At 69.2% G+C, this 17,108-nt stretch carries 13 protein-coding genes; 8 read left to right on the plus strand and 5 right to left on the minus strand.

Features of this window, described 5'->3' with window-relative positions; translation table 11 throughout:
- Positions 1 to 9: 9 nt before the first annotated feature.
- Both AB0I34_RS25245 and AB0I34_RS25250 read right to left on the minus strand, forming a co-directional pair.
- Complete coding sequence (locus AB0I34_RS25245) at positions 10 to 786, minus strand: maleylpyruvate isomerase family mycothiol-dependent enzyme (RefSeq protein WP_360449194.1); 777 nt, start codon at positions 784 to 786, stop codon at positions 10 to 12.
- 108 nt (positions 787 to 894) lie between these two features.
- On the minus strand, positions 895 to 1,899 hold the full coding sequence (locus tag AB0I34_RS25250; RefSeq protein WP_360449196.1) for a DUF2278 family protein: 1,005 nt from the start codon (positions 1,897 to 1,899) through the stop codon (positions 895 to 897).
- Between the two features lie 101 nt (positions 1,900 to 2,000).
- Between AB0I34_RS25250 and AB0I34_RS25255 the strand changes: the two genes are divergently transcribed.
- Positions 2,001 to 2,819: an LLM class flavin-dependent oxidoreductase gene (locus tag AB0I34_RS25255; RefSeq protein ID WP_360449199.1), complete on the plus strand. Its 819-nt coding sequence runs from the start codon at positions 2,001 to 2,003 to the stop codon at positions 2,817 to 2,819.
- A 29-nt stretch (positions 2,820 to 2,848) separates the two neighbouring features.
- Here the strand turns inward: AB0I34_RS25255 and AB0I34_RS25260 are convergent, their stop codons facing one another.
- Positions 2,849 to 6,274 (minus strand): error-prone DNA polymerase, encoded by a 3,426-nt coding sequence (locus AB0I34_RS25260; RefSeq protein ID WP_360449202.1) that lies wholly within the window; start codon positions 6,272 to 6,274, stop codon positions 2,849 to 2,851.
- Positions 6,275 to 6,338: 64 nt separating this feature from the next.
- Between AB0I34_RS25260 and AB0I34_RS25265 the strand changes: the two genes are divergently transcribed.
- Together AB0I34_RS25265 and AB0I34_RS25270 are read left to right on the plus strand one after the other, a co-directional pair.
- Positions 6,339 to 6,674, plus strand: coding sequence for a hypothetical protein (locus AB0I34_RS25265; protein ID WP_131353872.1), 336 nt, complete (start codon positions 6,339 to 6,341; stop codon positions 6,672 to 6,674).
- 22 nt (positions 6,675 to 6,696) lie between these two features.
- Entirely contained in the window at positions 6,697 to 7,470 is a 774-nt protein-coding gene (locus AB0I34_RS25270; protein WP_360449205.1) for an inositol monophosphatase family protein, read from the plus strand.
- 12 nt (positions 7,471 to 7,482) lie between these two features.
- On the opposite strand, the gene AB0I34_RS25275 is transcribed toward AB0I34_RS25270, so the two are convergent.
- Positions 7,483 to 8,241 (minus strand): type 1 glutamine amidotransferase, encoded by a 759-nt coding sequence (locus tag AB0I34_RS25275; protein ID WP_360449208.1) that lies wholly within the window; start codon positions 8,239 to 8,241, stop codon positions 7,483 to 7,485.
- A gap of 60 nt (positions 8,242 to 8,301) precedes the next feature.
- Here AB0I34_RS25275 and speB point away from each other — a divergent pair, with 60 nt between their 5' ends.
- From speB to AB0I34_RS25300, 5 genes are all read left to right on the plus strand, one after another.
- A complete protein-coding gene (speB, locus tag AB0I34_RS25280; RefSeq protein ID WP_360449210.1) occupies positions 8,302 to 9,327 on the plus strand; it encodes an agmatinase in 1,026 nt (341 codons plus the stop codon).
- Positions 9,328 to 9,402: 75 nt separating this feature from the next.
- Positions 9,403 to 10,857, plus strand: coding sequence for an amino acid permease (locus tag AB0I34_RS25285; RefSeq protein ID WP_360449212.1), 1,455 nt, complete (start codon positions 9,403 to 9,405; stop codon positions 10,855 to 10,857).
- Complete coding sequence (locus AB0I34_RS25290; protein WP_360449214.1) at positions 10,854 to 11,774, plus strand: universal stress protein; 921 nt, start codon at positions 10,854 to 10,856, stop codon at positions 11,772 to 11,774. Before AB0I34_RS25285 ends, AB0I34_RS25290 begins: the two co-directional genes overlap by 4 nt.
- A gap of 2 nt (positions 11,775 to 11,776) precedes the next feature.
- A complete protein-coding gene (gene lysA, locus AB0I34_RS25295) occupies positions 11,777 to 13,042 on the plus strand; it encodes a diaminopimelate decarboxylase (RefSeq protein ID WP_360449217.1) in 1,266 nt (421 codons plus the stop codon).
- Positions 13,042 to 14,943, plus strand: coding sequence for a primary-amine oxidase (locus AB0I34_RS25300; RefSeq protein ID WP_360449220.1), 1,902 nt, complete (start codon positions 13,042 to 13,044; stop codon positions 14,941 to 14,943). Before lysA ends, AB0I34_RS25300 begins: the two co-directional genes overlap by 1 nt.
- Here the strand turns inward: AB0I34_RS25300 and AB0I34_RS25305 are convergent.
- Positions 14,940 to 17,108: a transglycosylase domain-containing protein gene (locus AB0I34_RS25305; protein WP_360449223.1), complete on the minus strand. Its 2,169-nt coding sequence runs from the start codon at positions 17,106 to 17,108 to the stop codon at positions 14,940 to 14,942. The two genes, AB0I34_RS25300 and AB0I34_RS25305, sit on opposite strands and share 4 nt — an antisense overlap.

Here is a 17,108-nt window from a genome sequence, read left to right on the forward strand (position 1 = left end):
CAGGGTCCCTCAGTCGGTGACCCAGTCCATGTGGTCGATCCAGCGATCAAGCAGTGCCCTGTCGCCGTCCAGTTCCAGGCTGGGTGCCGCATCCAGCCGGCGGCGCCTGCTGAGCACGAGAAGCAGGTCCGCGGCCGGGCCACGCAGCGTGACGTCGGCCTCGGCATGGGTGTGCTCCAACACCACCCGGTCCGCCTCCCGGCGGGCCAACCACTCCCCGGGCGCGTCAGTGGCATGGAAATGCAGGCTCTGGCCATCGCCACGCATCCCCGCGGCGAAGTCCGGCCGGTTCTCCCAATAGCCACGCGACGTCATCGTGTCCAACCAATCCTCCAACGCCGCCACCGCAGACTCCGGCGCCAACTCATACCGCCGGCCGAGCGCCGCCGCCGCATCCGCACGATGCACACACGCCTCCCCGAACAACCGCCGCGACCAAAACGCCACCCCCGAGGCGGCACCGGACGGATCCCACACCGCCGCGTCACCGTCCACCGACGCGACCGCCCGCTGCGCCGCGGCCGCACCCTCGACCATCCAGGTGCCCCACCGGCCCGAATCGGCCGGCGCCGGAACATAAGCCGCGAACGCCCTACTCGGCTCGGCCAACTGCTCACCCACCAGCATCGCCACCATCCGATGCGTCGCACCCACATGATCGACCAGATCCGCCAACGTCCACTTCGGACACGTCGGCACCGGAATCGCCGCATCCCGGCCGTCCACCCACTCCGCGAACGTAGCCGTCTGCTCGACAACCGACGTCAAATACGCCGACGCGTCCATCGCTGCCCTCCAAGCGCTCCGTCGTTACCTGCTGCCGTCGCCCAGCCAAGCCGCCCGCCCTTTCAAAGCGCTTTCAGGCCCAGAGCTTTCAGGCTGAAGCATTCAGGCTCAGAAGACGACGCTCCAGCCGGAGCGCTGTGCCTGGGCCGCGGTGTACGCGACGCCGTGGACCTTGAGGCCGGCACTGTTCAGCAAGGTGATCTCACCACCCTTGTTGCCCAGCTGGACAGTGGACGGGAGGTGGACGAGGAGCGAGGCACCGGGTGCCAGCACACCCGCCGGAACCGGGCCGACGTGGAGTGCGCGATCGACGAGATGCCAGCCGGTCAGGTCGACGGCGTCCGGCGATGCGTTCAGCAGGGTGACCGTCTCGGCTTCAGGCGCAGGGCCGACCGGGTTGATCAACGCAGCGACGATCTGGACCGCCTCGGCGCCGAACTCCGCCACCGGCGCGTCGACGAGAGTGTGACCGGTCTTGTCGTCGGTGTGCCACGACTGGCTCTGGAACGCCAGGAAGATGCCGACCCAGCGTTGCTGGTCCGGAAGCCCGATGATGATCGCGCCGTCTTGCCAGACCCCGTCGTCCTTGCGGAAGGCACCGACGTTGCCCTGGTTCATGTGGATGTCATGTACGCCGTTTCCCGGCCGGAAGCCGAAGACCTTGTCCGGTACGCCGTCCTCCGGACCCCAGCGCTCGCCGAACGCGTACACGACCGCGGCCGGCTCGCGGATCGCCCGCTGCACCTGATCGTCCAGCAGGTCGGCCAGATCGTTGCCCGGCCCCTCGACCTCGGCCGGCAGCGGTCGCAGCAGGGTGCGATCGAACAACGTCTGCCGTACGTAGTCCAGGTTCACCCCGGCCGCACCCGTGTCGAGCCGATGCCAGCCCCGGGTCAGTCCGGTCAACTGTGCGGTGACCGGATGCCGGAAGTCCTCGTCGACCCGGTAGAGCAACTCCGACGGGAACTCCTTCGACTTCACATTCACCGCGATCCGGTAGTCCACCCTGGCGTCGTCCACCAGCCGGATCTGGTAGTGCGGCGTGTCCGAATCACCTTCCCGGCGTACGCCGACCGCCCGGCCGACCAGTACGCCGTACGTCTTCAACGGCATGGCTACCCCCTCCATCACAGCCCCCACTACCTAGGAGCCCACGAGTCCGCGGGTAATACAACGGGCCGCGCCCTGTCGGTGGTGGCGGGTAGGAAGGGGGGATGAGATACGGACTGATTCTTCCGGGTGGGTCAGCGGTCGAGCAGCTTGAGCAGGCAGTCGCCGCGGAGGCGGCCGGCTGGGACGGGGTGTTCGTCTGGGAGGCGGCGTACGGAGTCGATGCGTGGGGGCTGCTGACAGCGATGGCGGCCAGGACGAGCCGGATCCGGCTCGGCACGATGCTGACGCCGCTGCCGTGGCGACGGCCGTGGAAGGTCGCGAGCCAGGTCGCCACGCTGGACCAGGTGTCATCGGGCCGCGCGACCCTGGCGGTCGGGGTCGGCGCCGTCGAGACCGACCTGCCACGAACCGGCGAGGAGCTGGACCTGCGGACCCGGGCGGCCATGATGGACGAGGGCATCGACCTGATCCGCGAACTCTGGGCCGGGCGATCCACCTATCACGGTGAGCACTACGACTACGAGTGCGCCCGCGACGACCTCGCGCAGGTCGGACGGCCGGTGCAGGAGCGGATCCCGATTTGGGTCGTCGGCGTCTGGCCGAGACCCAAGTCGATGCGCCGCGTCCTGCGCTGCGACGGCGTACTGCCGCAGTTCCAGTCAGGCCAGGACTCGGCAGACGGACTGCGGCAAGTCCGCTCCTGGCTCACCGCCCAAGGCGGCTCACCAGACCTGGACGTCATCGCCGAAGGCGAAACCCCGGCCGACAACCCGGCCGAGGCGTCCGCCCTGGTCAAGCCCTGGGCCGACGCAGGAGCCACCTGGTGGCTGGAAACCCGCTGGGAGATGCCCCACCACTCCCCCGAGCGCATGCACCAGGTCCACACCCGAATCACCGCCGGCCCGCCGACCGAACGCTGAGCCCGCCGTACGCCGGGGTGCGGAGCAGGTCAGCGGAAGTCGCGGGAGGGGGTTTTGGCGGCCAGGGGGAGGCGTTGGAGGTGGTCGGCGGAGAGGTTGGTGACTTCGCCGGCTCGTTCTACGCGGCCTCGGATGATGAGGGCTCCGGCGGTGCGGGCGACGGTGGCGTGGCGGTGCCAGCAGCCGACGGTGATGACGATGTTGGCCATGCCGGTCTCGTCCTCGAGGTTCATGAAGGTGACACCGGAGGCGGTCGCCGGGCGCTGGCGATGGGTGACCACGCCGGCGACCCGGACCCGGGCGCCGTTCGGGACTTCACGGAGCTGGGCCGCGGACAGGATGCCCTCGGCACGGAGACGCTCCCGGACGCGCTGCATCGGGTGACTGGTGGTGGTGATCGAGGTGGACCACAGATCCGCCATGTCGGCCTCGATGTCGCTCATCCCGGGCAGGGTCGGCGGGGGTCCGGCGGCGGTGATCCCGGCGAGCTGGCCCGGCCGCTCCTCGGCGGCACGACCGGCCTCCCACAACGCCTGCCGGCGATCGAGGCCGAAGCAGTCGAACGCCCCGGCCGTGGCGAGCGCCTCGACCTGCGCGGCGGTGATCCCGGTCCGCCGGACGAGGTCGGCCATCTCCGTGAAAGGCCCACCGCGCTCGCGTTCCTCGACGATCAGCTTCGCGCCCTTGTCGCCGATCGTGCGCACCTCGGACAATCCGAGCCGGACCGAGAACACGCCGTCGCGGCGGTGCCCGGTGGTGTCGGACGGCGCCGTCGGATCGAACGGGCCGACCAGCGGCTGCGGATCCTTCAGACAGGCGTCCGATCCCGTCGGGCCGGTGAGCTCCTGACCGTCGACCAGTTGCTCGAGCCCGGCGTCGACCCCCGACAGGTGCAGGTGCGGACGGCGTACCTCGACGCCGTGGCGGCGGGCGTCGGCGACCAGGGACTGGGGTGAGTAGAAACCCATCGGCTGGGCCCGCAGCAGAGCGGCCAGGAACGCGGCCGGGTAGTGCAGCCGCAGCCACGTGCTGGAGTAGACCAGCAGGGCGAAGCTGATCGAGTGGGACTCGGCGAACCCGAAGTTCGCGAAGGCCTCGATCTTGTCGTAGATCTCGTCGGCCAGGTCACCGGTGATCCCGTTGCGCGCCATCCCGGCGTACAGCTTGTCCTTCAGCGACGAGATCTTCTCGATGCCGCGCTTGGACCCCATCGCCCGGCGCAGCAGGTCGGCCTCGTCGCCGTCGATCTCGCCGACCGCCATCGCCATCTGCATCAACTGCTCCTGGAACAGCGGCACGCCCATGGTCCGCTCCAGCACCGGCCGCAGCTTCGGGTGCAGGTAGGTGATCGGCTCCTCACCGGTCCGGCGGCGGATGTACGGATGGACCGCGCCACCCTGGATCGGGCCGGGCCGGATCAGCGCGATCTCGGTGACCAGGTCGTAGAACCGGCGCGGCTTCAGCCGCGGCAGCGTCGCCATCTGCGCCCGCGACTCGACCTGGAACACGCCCACCGAGTCCGCGCGGCACAGCTGGTCGTAGACGCCCGCCTCCTCCTTGGGGATCGTGTGCAGCAGCCACGACTCACCGATGTGCTCGCGGACCAGCTCCATGCAGTACTGCAACGCGGCCAGCATCCCCAGCCCGAGCAGGTCGAACTTCACCAGCCCCATCCACGCGCAGTCGTCCTTGTCCCACTGCAGGACCGTGCGGTTCTCCATCCGGGCGTGCTCGATCGGCACCACCTCCCCCACCGGCCGCTCGGTCAGCACCATCCCGCCGGAGTGGATGCCCAGGTGCCGCGGGAACTTCAGCAGCTCGGTCGCCATCGCCACCACCTTCGGCGGGATGTCGTGCTCGGTCGAGGTGATCTCCGGGCTCCAGCCGTCCACCTGCTTCGACCAGGCGTCCTGCTGACCGACCGAGTACCCCAGTGCCTTGGCCATGTCCCGGACGGCGGACTTCGGCCGGTACGAGATCACGTTCGCCACCTGGGCGGCGTTGCGGCGCCCGTACTTGCGGTAGACGTGCTGGATCACCTCCTCGCGGCGGTCGGAGTCGAAATCGACGTCGATGTCCGGCTCCTCGGTCCGGGTGGTGGCCAGGAAGCGCTCGAACGGCAGGTCGTAGAGGATGCTGTCCACCGCGGTGATCCCGAGCGCATAGCAGACCGCCGAGTTCGCCGCCGAGCCACGGCCCTGGCAGAGGATGCCGTTGTCGTGCGCGTACCGGACGATGTCCTCGACGATCAGGAAGTACCCCGGGAACTCCTTCTCCTCGATGACCGCCAGCTCACGCTCCAGCCGCTCGTAGGCGTCCGGCCGCTGCCCGCGGGTCCCGTACCGCTTGGCGGCGCCGTCGAAGGTGAGGTGCCGCAACCACGACATCGGCGTCTCCCCCTCCGGTACGTCGCGCAGCGGCAGCTTGGGTTTCGCCCGGGCCAGGTCGAAGGCGAGCTGGTCGGCCAGTGTCACCGATCGCGCCACGGCCCCGTCGTACCGGCGGAACCGGAACGCCATCTCCTCCCCCGAGCGCAGGAACGCCATCCCGCTCGGCGGCAGCCAGCCGTCCATCGTGTCCAGGTCCCGCCGGGCCCGGACCGCGGCCAGCGCGGCGGCCAGCTTGTGCTGCGCCGGGGTGGCGTAGTGAACGTTGTTCGTGGCAACTACCGGGAGGCCGCGGTCGGCCGCAAGCCCGGCCAGGATCCGGTTCCGGGTCGTGTCGGCCGGAAGGTGGTGGTCGATCAACTCGACCACCACCCGGTCCTTGCCGAACAAACCGGTCAGCCGGTCCAGCTCACGCCCCGCGGCGGCCGGGCCGTCGGCGTGCCCGCCGAGCTCCAGCGCCTGCCGGACCAGCCCCTTGCGGCAGCCGGTCAGGATCAGCCAGTGGTCACGCCCCTCCGCGGCCAGCCTCTCCAGGTCGTAGACCGGCTTGCCCTTCTCACCGCCGGCCAGTTGTGCCTCGGTGATCTCGCCGGCCAGCTTGTGATAGCCCTCCTGTCCCTCCGCCAGCACCAGCAGGTGACTGCCCTCGGGATCGGCCACGCCGTTCTGCGGGCCGGTCAGGCCGAGCGACAGCTCCGCTCCGAACACGGTCGGCATGGTGTACGCCGCTGCCGCCTCGGCGAACCGGGCCGCGCCGTAGAACCCGTCGTGATCGGTCAGCGCCAGCGCGTGCAGCCCCTGCCGGACCGCGGCCTCGACCAGGTCCTCCGGCTGGGAAGCACCGTCCAGGAAGGAGAAGTTGGAATGCGCGTGAAGCTCCGCGTAAGGCACCGCGTGCTCCGGGCGACGGACGGTGTCAGGCACATACGGACCGCGGTGCTGCGACCACGCCGGGCTGTCGCCGCCGTCGCCCGTCACCGGCCGCCCGCCGTGGCTGCCCGGCCGGGACCGGTCCGACAGCTTCCGCTCCAGCTCCGACCACTTGATCGGCGGATTGTTGTAGCCCATCACACACACCTCCTGTCAGGATCAAGACTAGAACATATGTTCGAAGAGGCGGTAATCTGAAAACATGCTTGGTCGGTTCACGGTTCGCCCGGCCGACGACGGATCGAACGGATTCGGCGTCTGGGACGGTGCGGTCAACGGGTGGCGTGCGATGGGTATCGACAGCGAGACGGAGGCCCACCGGATAGCCAGCGATCTCGACGTCCAGTACGACGCTCACGGCCCACGTCCGGCGGACGCCGTACGGCGGGTGGACCCGGCCCAACCGGTCCAGCGCGCCGAGTGGCAGGACGGCGAGCTCGACGTCTGGATCCGCGACAACGGCGAGTGGCTCGGCCGGGTCTGCGACAAGGACGGCCACATCACCTGGATCCCCGGCACCGACCTCCGCCCGTTGTAGGCAGTCGGGTTGGATGGTCGGCATGAGCACTCAGACCGACGCGGAGGTGGCGATCCGGGCCGCCGAGGCCGGCGCCGCGGTCGTCCGCGCCAAGTACGGCGTACCGCTGGCCAGGTACGACAAGTCGCCCACCGACTTCGCCACCGAGGCGGATCTCGAGGCGGAGCGGGCGATCCTCGACGTCCTGCGCACCGCGCGGCCCGGCGACGCGGTGATCGGCGAGGAGTACGGCGCCGACGGTCGGGCGGCCCGGACCTGGTTGGTGGATCCGCTCTGTGGCACCCTCAACTTCGCCGCCGAGACACCGCTGTTCTCGGTGAACGTCGCCCTCCAGGGACCGGGTGTCGCCGCCGTCGCGCAGCCGCTCACCGGTGAGGTGTTCTGGACCGACGGGACGACCGCCGCGGTGCGCCGCGACGGTGCCGACTCGCCGGCCACACCGTCGGCGACCTCGCTCCTGGTCGACGTCGATGTCGACGATCCGCCCGGGAGCGACCTCCTCGGCGCCCGGATCCTGACCGACCCGACCCTCCTGGCGACCTTCGGGCTTCGGGTGTCGTCGACCACCCTCGCGCTCGCCTGGGTGGCTGTGGGTCGCCGGGCCGGCTACATCACCAACGGCTCGCTGGTCGACAGCGTGCACTTCACCGCCGGCATCCAGCTGTGCCAGGCGGCCGGCTGCGTCGTCACCGACTTCCGCGGGCAACCGGTGCACACCGGCCCAGGCCTGGTCGTCGCAGCGGACACCGCAACCCACGATCGTTTGCTGGAGGTCGTTTCCCGCTGCTTGAGGTAGCCGATCGGTGTGTCAGCAGGCCGGCTCGCGCGAACCGCTGGCCAGGGCGGCGAAGGCGAGAGCGAGCGGACGCCATGCGGCGTACATCTCGGTCTCGGCCGCGCGGATCTCGGCCAGCCCGCGCTCCATCTCCGGACGAGCGGTGCCGGCCCTGCACTGCGCCTCGTACCACCCCTTGACGATCCCGTACGACGCCTCCGGGTGCCACTGAACGCCCCACGCCGATCGACCGATCCGGAACGCCAGCAAGTCGCCGTCATCGCTTCCGGCCAGTTCGATCGCGCCGGGTGGCGGCACGGCCACGGTGTCCGCGTTCCACGCCACCGCGGGCGGTCGGGCCGGCCCTGGATCGAGCCCTGGATCGAGCCCTGGGTCGAGCCCTGGATCGAGCACTGGACCGAGCACTGGATCCATGGCGGCTTCGGGGGTCCAGACCGGCCGGAGCACGCGGGAGTTCTGGCCGTGCGGCCGGGAGATCACCTTGCCGCCCAAGGCGTCGGCGAGCAACTGGTGCCCGAGGCAGATGCCGAGCGTCGGCACCTCCTGTCGCACCGCGTCGGCGAGGAGCCTCTTGATCGGAGTCAGCCACGGCACCCGATCCGCGTCGTGGACGCCGGGCAGACCACCAAGCACGATCAATCCGGAGATCCCGTCCGCGTTCTTCGGCACGGGATCACCGCCGTACGCGCGGCAGACCCGAAACGGTGACAACCAGTCGGTGAGATGGCCCGGCGGGCAGAGTTCGTCCGGCTGCACGACGAGTAGATTCACGGCCGCCAGACTACGTCGCCGTTCGGTTGACATGTGGTGGCTGGATGCCAGACTCCGAGCATGACCCGCTACGGGCAGCAGTTCGGGCCGGACTTCACGTTTCTCGGGGTGCCGGCTTGTGATCTGGACGACCCGGCGTCGTACGCGGATGCGCAGGTGGTGATTCTCGGTGCACCGTTCGACGGAGGTACGTCGCATCGGCCGGGTGCCCGGTTCGGGCCGATGGCGATCCGGATGCGGGACTACCTGGGCCACGACGGATCGCGGCCGAGTCTCGCGTTGCGCACCGACGGTCTGGTCGAGCTGAACGTCGTCGACGCCGGTGACGTCGAGATGTACTCCGGCGACATCGAGGTCGCGCTGCCCGCGCTCGAGGCGGCGGTCGAGAAGGTGACCCGCTCGGGTGCGATCCCGGTCGTCCTCGGCGGCGACCACTCGATCGCGTTCCCGGACGCCAAGGGTGTCGCGAACGTGCTTGGCCACGGCCGGGTGTCGATGCTGCACTTCGACGCGCACGCCGACACCGGCGACATCGAGTTCGGTTCGCTGTGGGGTCACGGCCAGCCGATGCGCCGGCTGATCGAGTCCGGTGCGTTGCGCGGGGATCGCTTCCTGCAGATCGGGTTGCGCGGGTACTGGCCGCCGCCGGACACGCTGGACTGGATGGCCGAGCAGCGGATGCGCTCCTACGAGATGACCGAGATCGTGCATCGTGGCCTGGACGAGTGCCTGACAGAGGCGTTCGTGATCGCCACCGACGAGTGCGACGGCGTCTTCCTGTCCGTCGACATCGACGTCTGCGACCCCGGCCACGCGCCGGGAACCGGGACCCCCGAGCCCGGCGGCCTGACCGCTCGTCAGTTGCTCGACGCGGTACGCCGGATCTGCCTCGAACTGCCCGTGGCCGGGATGGACGTGGTCGAGGTGAGTCCGCCGTACGATCACGCCGACATCACCGCGGCGCTGGCGAATCGCGTGGTGCTCGAGGCGGTGTCGGCGATCGCTCGCAAGCGCCAGGACGAACGCGACGGCACGCGGTGGGATCCCGCCCACCCGCTGTTGCGTGACCGGCCCGAGCCCGGCTGACCTGTTCCGTCGGCGAATTCCGGGTGCCACACTCCGAATTGGGGGTGGGGAGACCTCCCTCGAGGGGAGGGCATCATGGCGATGACGGTGCGGCAACTGTTCCGCCGCAAGCCGGTGCCGGAGATGGCGCAGGAGAGCGGCACCGACACCGGGAAGAGCGAACTCGCCCGGACGATCGGCTTGTTTCAGCTCTCCATGTTCGGCATCGGTGCCACCATCGGCACCGGCATCTTCTTCGTCCTGGCCCAGGCGGTGCCGGTCGCCGGACCGGCGGTGATCTGGTCGTTCGTGATCGCCGGTGTGGTCGCCGGACTGACCGCGATCTGTTACGCCGAGCTCGCCAGCGCCGTCCCGGTGTCGGGATCGTCGTACTCGTACGCCTACGCGACGCTCGGTGAGCTGCCGGCGATCGGGGTCGCCGCCTGCCTGCTGCTGGAGTACGGCGTGTCCGCGGCCGCCGTGGCCGTCGGCTGGTCGCAGTACCTGAACGAACTGTTCGACAACCTCTTCGGCTTCACCATCCCGGACAGCCTGTCGCAGGCGCCGGAGCAGGGCGGTGTGTTCAACCTGCCCGCGGTGATCCTGGTAGGGCTCTGCACCCTGCTGCTGATCCGCGGCGCGAGCGAGTCGGCCACGACGAACGCCGTCATGGTGTGTATCAAGATCGGTGTCCTGGTGCTGTTCATCGTGCTCGGGCTGCAGGGCTGGGACGCGAACAACCTGTCGGACTTCGCCCCCTTCGGGATCAGTGGGATCACCTCCGCGGCCGGCATCATCTTCTTCTCCTACATCGGTCTGGACGCCGTCTCGACCGCGGGCGAGGAAGTGAAGAACCCACGGCGGACGATGCCCCTGGCGATCCTGATCGCGCTCGTCACGGTCACCACGCTCTACATCCTGGTCACCCTGGTCGCGGTCGCCGCGCAGCCGTCCGGCGAATTCGAGAACCAGGAAGCCGGTCTGTCGGCGATCCTGGAGAACGTGACCGGACAGACCTGGCCCGCCACCGTACTCGCGGCCGGCGCGGTGATCTCGATCTTCAGCGTCACGTTGATCGTGATCTACGGCCAGACCCGGATCCTGTTCGCGATGTCCCGCGACGGGATGATCCCGGAGCTGTTCCACAAGGTGAACCCACGCACCCACACGCCGGTGCCGAACACCATCATCGTGGCGGTGCTGATCGCCTTGCTGGCCGGGCTGATCCCGATCAACTTCCTGGCCGAGATGACCAGCATCGGCACCCTGGTCGCGTTCCTGGTCGTGTCGATCGGGGTGATGGTGCTGCGGCGGACTCATCCCGAGCTGCCGCGCGGATTCAAGGTGCCGGGCTATCCGGTCACACCGATCCTGTCGATCCTCGGCTGTCTGTGGATCATCAAGGACCTGCGTGCGGTCACCATCTGGGTGTTCCTGATCTGGCTCGCGGTAGCACTGGCGTGGTACTTCATCTACGGCTTCAAGCACTCGCATCTCGGCAGGCACGAGCACGTCGGGTTGATCCGCGACGACGACGGGCCGACGCCATGACGATGATCGTCGGCTACGCCTCCGACGAGCGTGGGAAGGCGGCGCTCCACCTCGCGGCGATGCTGGCCCGGTCCACGCACGACGACCTGATCGTCTGCACCGTCGTACCGGCTCCGTGGACGCCGGGGATGGCGCGAGTGGACGCGGAGTACCAGAACTACCTCACGCAGACCGCGGACCAGGCGCTCGAGCGGGCCCGGAACTACCTGCCGGATGACGTGCCGGCGACGTACGTCCGGTACAGCGCTCGGTCAGCGCCGGCGGGTCTGCTCGAGGTGGCCGCGCAGAACGACGCCCGTCTGATCGTGCTCGGGTCGTCGTCGGCCGGCGCGTTCGGCCACATCTCGCTCGGCAGCGTTACGGACCGGCTGCTGCACAGCTCGCATGTCTCGATCGCCCTGGCCACCCGGGGATTCCGCTGCCCGGGGGATGCCAGCGTCCAGCGGGTGACCGCGGCCTTCGGCGGCACTGAGAGCGCGGAGGAGCTGGTCCTCGCTGCGGCAGCGATCAGCGCCGACGCGGGTGCTTCGCTGCGGATCGCCACGTTCGCGGTGTGGTCCCGTCCGGCCTACACCACCCGGCTCGGCACCGATTCCGAGGACCTGGTGATGGACGAGTGGCGGGCAGAGGTGGAGAAGACCGTCACCGCCACGCTGACCAAGGTGAAACATCTGCCGCACGGGCCGCGAGCGGTCGAGACGGTGATCGGCTCCGGTGCGAACTGGGCCGAGGCGATCGACGACGTCGGCTGGGAGCCCGGCGACATCCTCGTGGTCGGGTCGAGCGAGCTCGGGCCGGTCGCGCGGGTGTTCCTCGGCTCGCGGGCGACCAAGATCCTGCGGCACTCCCCCGTCCCGGTCATCGTCGTACCGCGCAGCCGGGCCGAGGAGCTGGCCGGACGCGCCGCTGAGAACTGACCATGCACCAGGCCGACCGGAGCGACCTGCTCTCGCTCTTCCCGGCCGGCAGCGGCCTGGCCGGCGACGGCATGCTGGTCGTCGGTGGCTGCCGTGCGGACGACCTGGCCGCCGCGTTCGGTACGCCGGTCCTGGTCGTCGCCGAGGACGCCCTCCGCTCCCGCGCCCGCGAGTACCGCGAAGAGCTGTCCGCCCGCTGGCCGGACTCCCGCGTGGTCTTCGCCTCCAAAGCCTTCCCCTGTACGGCGGTCCAGCGGGTCATGGTCGAGGAAGGGCTCGGCCTGGACGTCGCCGGCGGTGGCGAGATCCTCACTGCACTGAAAGCCGGTGCCGATCCCGGTCTGATCGTCCTGCACGGCAACGCCAAGAGCGACGAGGAGATCGCGCTGGCGGTCGAACACGGCATCGGTCTGGTCGTGGTCGACAACGCCGACGACGTCGACCGGCTGGAAGCGACCGGCCGCACCCAGGACGTGTTGGTACGCATCATCCCCGGTGTCACCGCCGATACCCACAGCCATGTGCTGACCGGCCACGAGGGCTCGAAGTTCGGCCTCGCCCCACCCGACGCGGCTCGGCTGATCCAGCGCATCGAACACAGCCCACGGCTGCGGATGCGCGGTCTGCACGCCCACGTCGGCTCGCAGATCCTCGATGTCGAGCCGTTCGCGGAGTCGGTGGAGCCGCTCGCGCGACTCGGCGAGTTCGAGGTGTACGACCTGGGCGGCGGCCTCGGCTCCCGCTACACCTGGTCCGACGAGCCGCCCACTGTGGCGGCGTACCTCGATGCTCTGATCGGCGCGGCGAAGCAGCACCTGCCCGCATCCGCGCACCTCATCATCGAACCTGGACGCAGCATGGCCTGTACGGCGGCGACCACGATCTACCGGGTCACCACGGTCAAGCGCGGTGCGATCACCTTCGTCGCGGTGGACGGCGGGATGGGCGACAACCTGGAGGTCGCGTTGTTCGAGCAGCGGTTCGAGGCCGGCATCGTCGGACGGTTCGAGGGTCCCGGGCTGGAGACCGTGACCGTGGTCGGGCGGCACTGCGAGAGCGGCGACGTCCTGGTCGACGGCGTCCCGCTGGCGGAGCCGGCTGTGGGCGACCTGCTCGCCGTCCCGGCGACGGGGGCGTACTGCTACACGATGGCGAACAACTACAACGGCAATCGCCGGATCCCGGTGGTCTTCGCAACCGGCGGCCGAGCCCGGCTCGTCGTACGACGAGAGTCCTGGGACGACCTGATGGCCCGGGACGTGGACTGATGGCGACCCATCCGCTCGAACCGCTGGACGAGGACGAGTTCCGGCAGACCGCTGCGATCCTGCGCAGGGACCGGGAACTCGGCGGGTCCTGGCGGTTCGCGGCGATCGAGCTGCTGGAGCCGGCCAAGTCGGCGGTCCGCGCTTGGCGTCCCGGCGACCCGGTAGCGCGGACCGCGTTCGCCGTCCTGTGGAACCGGGCCGACAACCAGACCTGGGAAGGCGTCGTCGATCTGACCGGCGATCGGGTGGTGTCGTGGATCCACGTCCCCGGCGTCACCCCCAACTTCGCCGGCGACGAGTACCACGAGGTCGACGAGGCGATGCGAGCCCATCCGGACGTGATCGCGGCCCTGGCCGAGCGCGACATCACCGACCTGTCGCTGGTGATGATCGAGGTCTGGACGTACGGCAAGGCGCTGATGCCGGAGAAGTACCGCGACCGGCGGCTCGGCTGGTGCGACATCTGGTACCGCGAGACGCCCGACGGCAACCCGTACGCCCACCCGGTGTCGGGCCTCAAGGTCGTCGTCGACATGAACACGCTGGAGTTGCTCGAACTCGAGAACGACCACGACCACGGGCAGCCCGAGGTCGACGCGGAGTACGCGCCCGGACCGTGGACCGGCGTACTCCGCACCGACCTCAAGCCGCTGCACGTCACCCAGCCCGAGGGCGTCTCGTTCACCGTCGACGGCACCGAGCTGAAGTGGCAGAACTGGACCATGCGGCTGGGCTTCAACCACCGCGAGGGCCTGGTGATCCACCAGCTCACGTACGACGATCACGGCACCACTCGGGACATCGCCTACCGGATGTCGTTCGCCGAGATGGTGGTCCCGTACCGGGACGCGTCCTTCGACCATTACCGGCGTACGGCGTTCGACATCGGCGAGTGGGGTCTCGGTTTCATGACCACCTCGCTCGAACTCGGCTGCGACTGCCTCGGCGAGATCGTCTACCTGGACGCCGTACTGCACGACACCCACGGTGAGCCGGTCACGATCAAGAACGCGATCTGCCTGCACGAGGAGGACAACGCCATCTTGTGGAAGCACGTCGACCACACGACCGGTGCCGAGGTACGGCGGATGCGCCGGATGGTCGTGTCGTGTCACGCGACCGTGGCGAACTACGAGTACCTGATCTACTGGCGCTTCTATCAGGACGGCAGCATCGAGTGCGAGGTCCGGGCGACCGGGCTGATGGTCACCACGCCGTTCGCCGCGGACGGTACGCCGCCGGCCACCGGCACGGTCGTCGACCAGCAGACGTACGCGCCGTTCCACCAGCACTTCCTGGTCGCGCGGCTCGACCTCGACGTGGACGGCGACGCGAACACCGTGCAGGAGGTCGACTCCCACGCCCTACCGATGTCGGAGGACAACCCCTACGGGCTGGCCGTCGTCACCGAGGCGACCCCGATCCGGTCCGAGTCCGAGGCCGCCCGCGACTTCGACTGGGCGGCCCAGCGCACCTGGAAGGTGGTCAACCCGAACCGCGTGAACGCCGTCGGCACCAATCCGGCGTACAAACTGATCCCGAGCGCGTCGATCCCGGCACTGATGGACCCCGGTACGCCGCAGTACCTGAGGGCACCGGTGATCGGGCACACGCTGTGGGTGACCCGGCAGCACGACGAGGAACGCTGGCCGTGCGGCGACTACCCGACTCAGTCGGCGGTCGACGGCGGGATGACCCGCTGGATCGCGGACGACGAAGCGCTGGAGAACACCGACGTCGTGCTCTGGTACGTGTTCGGCATCCACCACGTCACCCGGGTCGAGGACTGGCCGGTGATGCCGGTGGACACGATCGCCTTCTGGCTGAAGCCCTTCGGCTTCTTCGACCGCAACCCGGCGCTCGACGTCGCCCCCAGCAGCAAGCACCACCACGAGGGCTAGCGGCGCCCGCCGTTCCCGTTCCCGTTGCCGTTGCCGTTGCCGTTGCCGTTGCCGTTCCCGTTCCCGTTGCTGTCCGGACCCCCGTTCTGACCCGCCGGCTGGGGGGCGCCTAGCATCTTGCGCGGTGGCGCCGTGAAGTGGCGCAGCGGCATGCCCTTCAAGGCGCCTTCCATCGCGGTCTGCCACAGCGGCCCGGCGGTGCCGGAGCCGGTCGGGTCGGAGATGTCCCGGCCGTCGAGGGTGTGGCCGTACATCAGGTTCGTGTACGGCAGGTTCGCGTCCGCCACAACCGCGGCGCCGGCCAGGTTCGGCGCGTAACCGGCGTACCAGACGGCGAGGTTGTCCTGGATCGTGCCGGTCTTGCCGGCCAGGTCCCAGTTGCCGAAGTTCAGCCGGCCGCCGGTGCCGCCAGGCTCCATCACCGCACTGAGCACCCGGTTGACGCCGTCGGCGACCTGCGGGGAGAGCGCCTGGTTGCAGTCGATCTGCGGCGTGTCGATGTACTTGCCGGCCTTGTCCCGCACGGAGACGACGACCAGCGGCTTGCAGTACTTGCCGCGGGCCGCGAACGTCGCGTAGGCGTTCGACAGCATCAGCGGGGTCACATAGCCGACGCCGAGCGTCATCGAGATGACCTGGTCGAGCGGATGCAGCGTCTGTCCGTTGTACATCCCGAGCTTGGTCGCGACCCGGGCGATCGGGCACAGCCCGACCCGCTGCGACAACTGCAGGAAGTAGGTGTTGGTCGAGAACCGCGCCGCGTCGACCATCGTGAGGTTGCCGCCGCGGGTCGAGTTCTGCGGGGTGTAGTCCGGGTCCCGGGTCCAGCCCGAGCAGGTGCGGAACCGCTTCCCGCTCAGGTTGATCTGCTGCGGGGAGTTGATCCGGTAGTTCAGCGGCACGCCTTTCTGGATCGCCGCCGCGATCGTGAACGCCTTCATCGTCGAGCCGTTCTGGAACCCGCCGAACCCGCCGGCATAGGACTTCTCGACGTTGTAGTTGTAGTTCGTGTGGTTACGGCCGTTGCCGTACGGCTTGCTCTGCACCATCGCCTTCACCAGGCCGCTGCCCGGCTGGACGATCGTGATCGCCGCGATCGCGGTGTCGGTCGACTTGCTGTGCGCGCTGATCGACTTCTGCGCGGCCCGCTGGATCCGCGGGTCGATCGAGGTCCGGATCAGCAGCCCGCCGGTCTTCAGGTAGTGGTCGCGGTCCTTGACCGTCACGCCGAGTGCGGGGTTGTCCAGCAGCTTGGAGACGACGTACTCGCAGTAGAAGGGGTAGCGGGAGCTGGCGCAGCCGTTCGGAACCGGCAGGACCCGCTTCAGGTTGATCACCGGGGTCTTGAGTGCCTCGTTGGTCTGGCGCAGCGAGATCACCTTGAGCTCGAGCATCCGCTTCAGCACGACGTCGCGCCGCGCTCTCGCGCGCGCCAGGTCATTGGTCGGGTCGTAGCCGGTCGGGTTCTTCACCAGGCCGGCCAGCATCGCGGCCTGGGACAGGGTCAGCTTGTCGGCCGTGGTCCGGAAGTAATGCTGTGCCGCGGCCTGGACGCCGTACGCGCCGTCGCCGAAGTTCACCAGGTTCAGGTACCGCTCCAGGATCTCGTCCTTGGACAGCTGGCTCTCGATCGCGATCGCGTACCGAAGCTCGGTCAGCTTGCGCTGGTAGGTGACCGCGGTGGCCCGCTGGCGTTCCTCGGCGGTCTTGGCCTTCTCGACCAGGCTGAGCTTCACGTACTGCTGGGTGATGCTCGACCCGCCCTGCTGGACCTCGCCCTCGGTCTGGTTGCGGACCATCGCCCGGATCGTGCCCTTCGCGTCCAGGGCCCCGTGGTCGTAGAACCGCGAGTCCTCGATCGCGACGATCGCCCGGCGCATGATCGGGCTGATCCGGCTCAGCGGCACCGGGACGCGGTTCTGCTCGTACAGCGTCGCGATCAGGCTGCCGTCCGAGGCGAGGATCCGGCTCCGCACCGCCACCGGATCGACCACGAGCTCCCGCGGCAGATCCTGCACCGACTTGGCCACCTGCTCGCTGCCCTGTCCGGCGAATCCGGCGAAGGGGATCGCCAGTCCGGCCGCCAGTGCACCGGACAGTACGCTCACGCCGATGAAAGTGATCAACGAGTGAGCCTTACTGCGACCGCCCCTCTCGGTCCGCAT

It is taken from the genome of Kribbella sp. NPDC050281 (assembly GCF_040655855.1).
In the GTDB taxonomy this organism is placed as follows: domain Bacteria; phylum Actinomycetota; class Actinomycetes; order Propionibacteriales; family Kribbellaceae; genus Kribbella.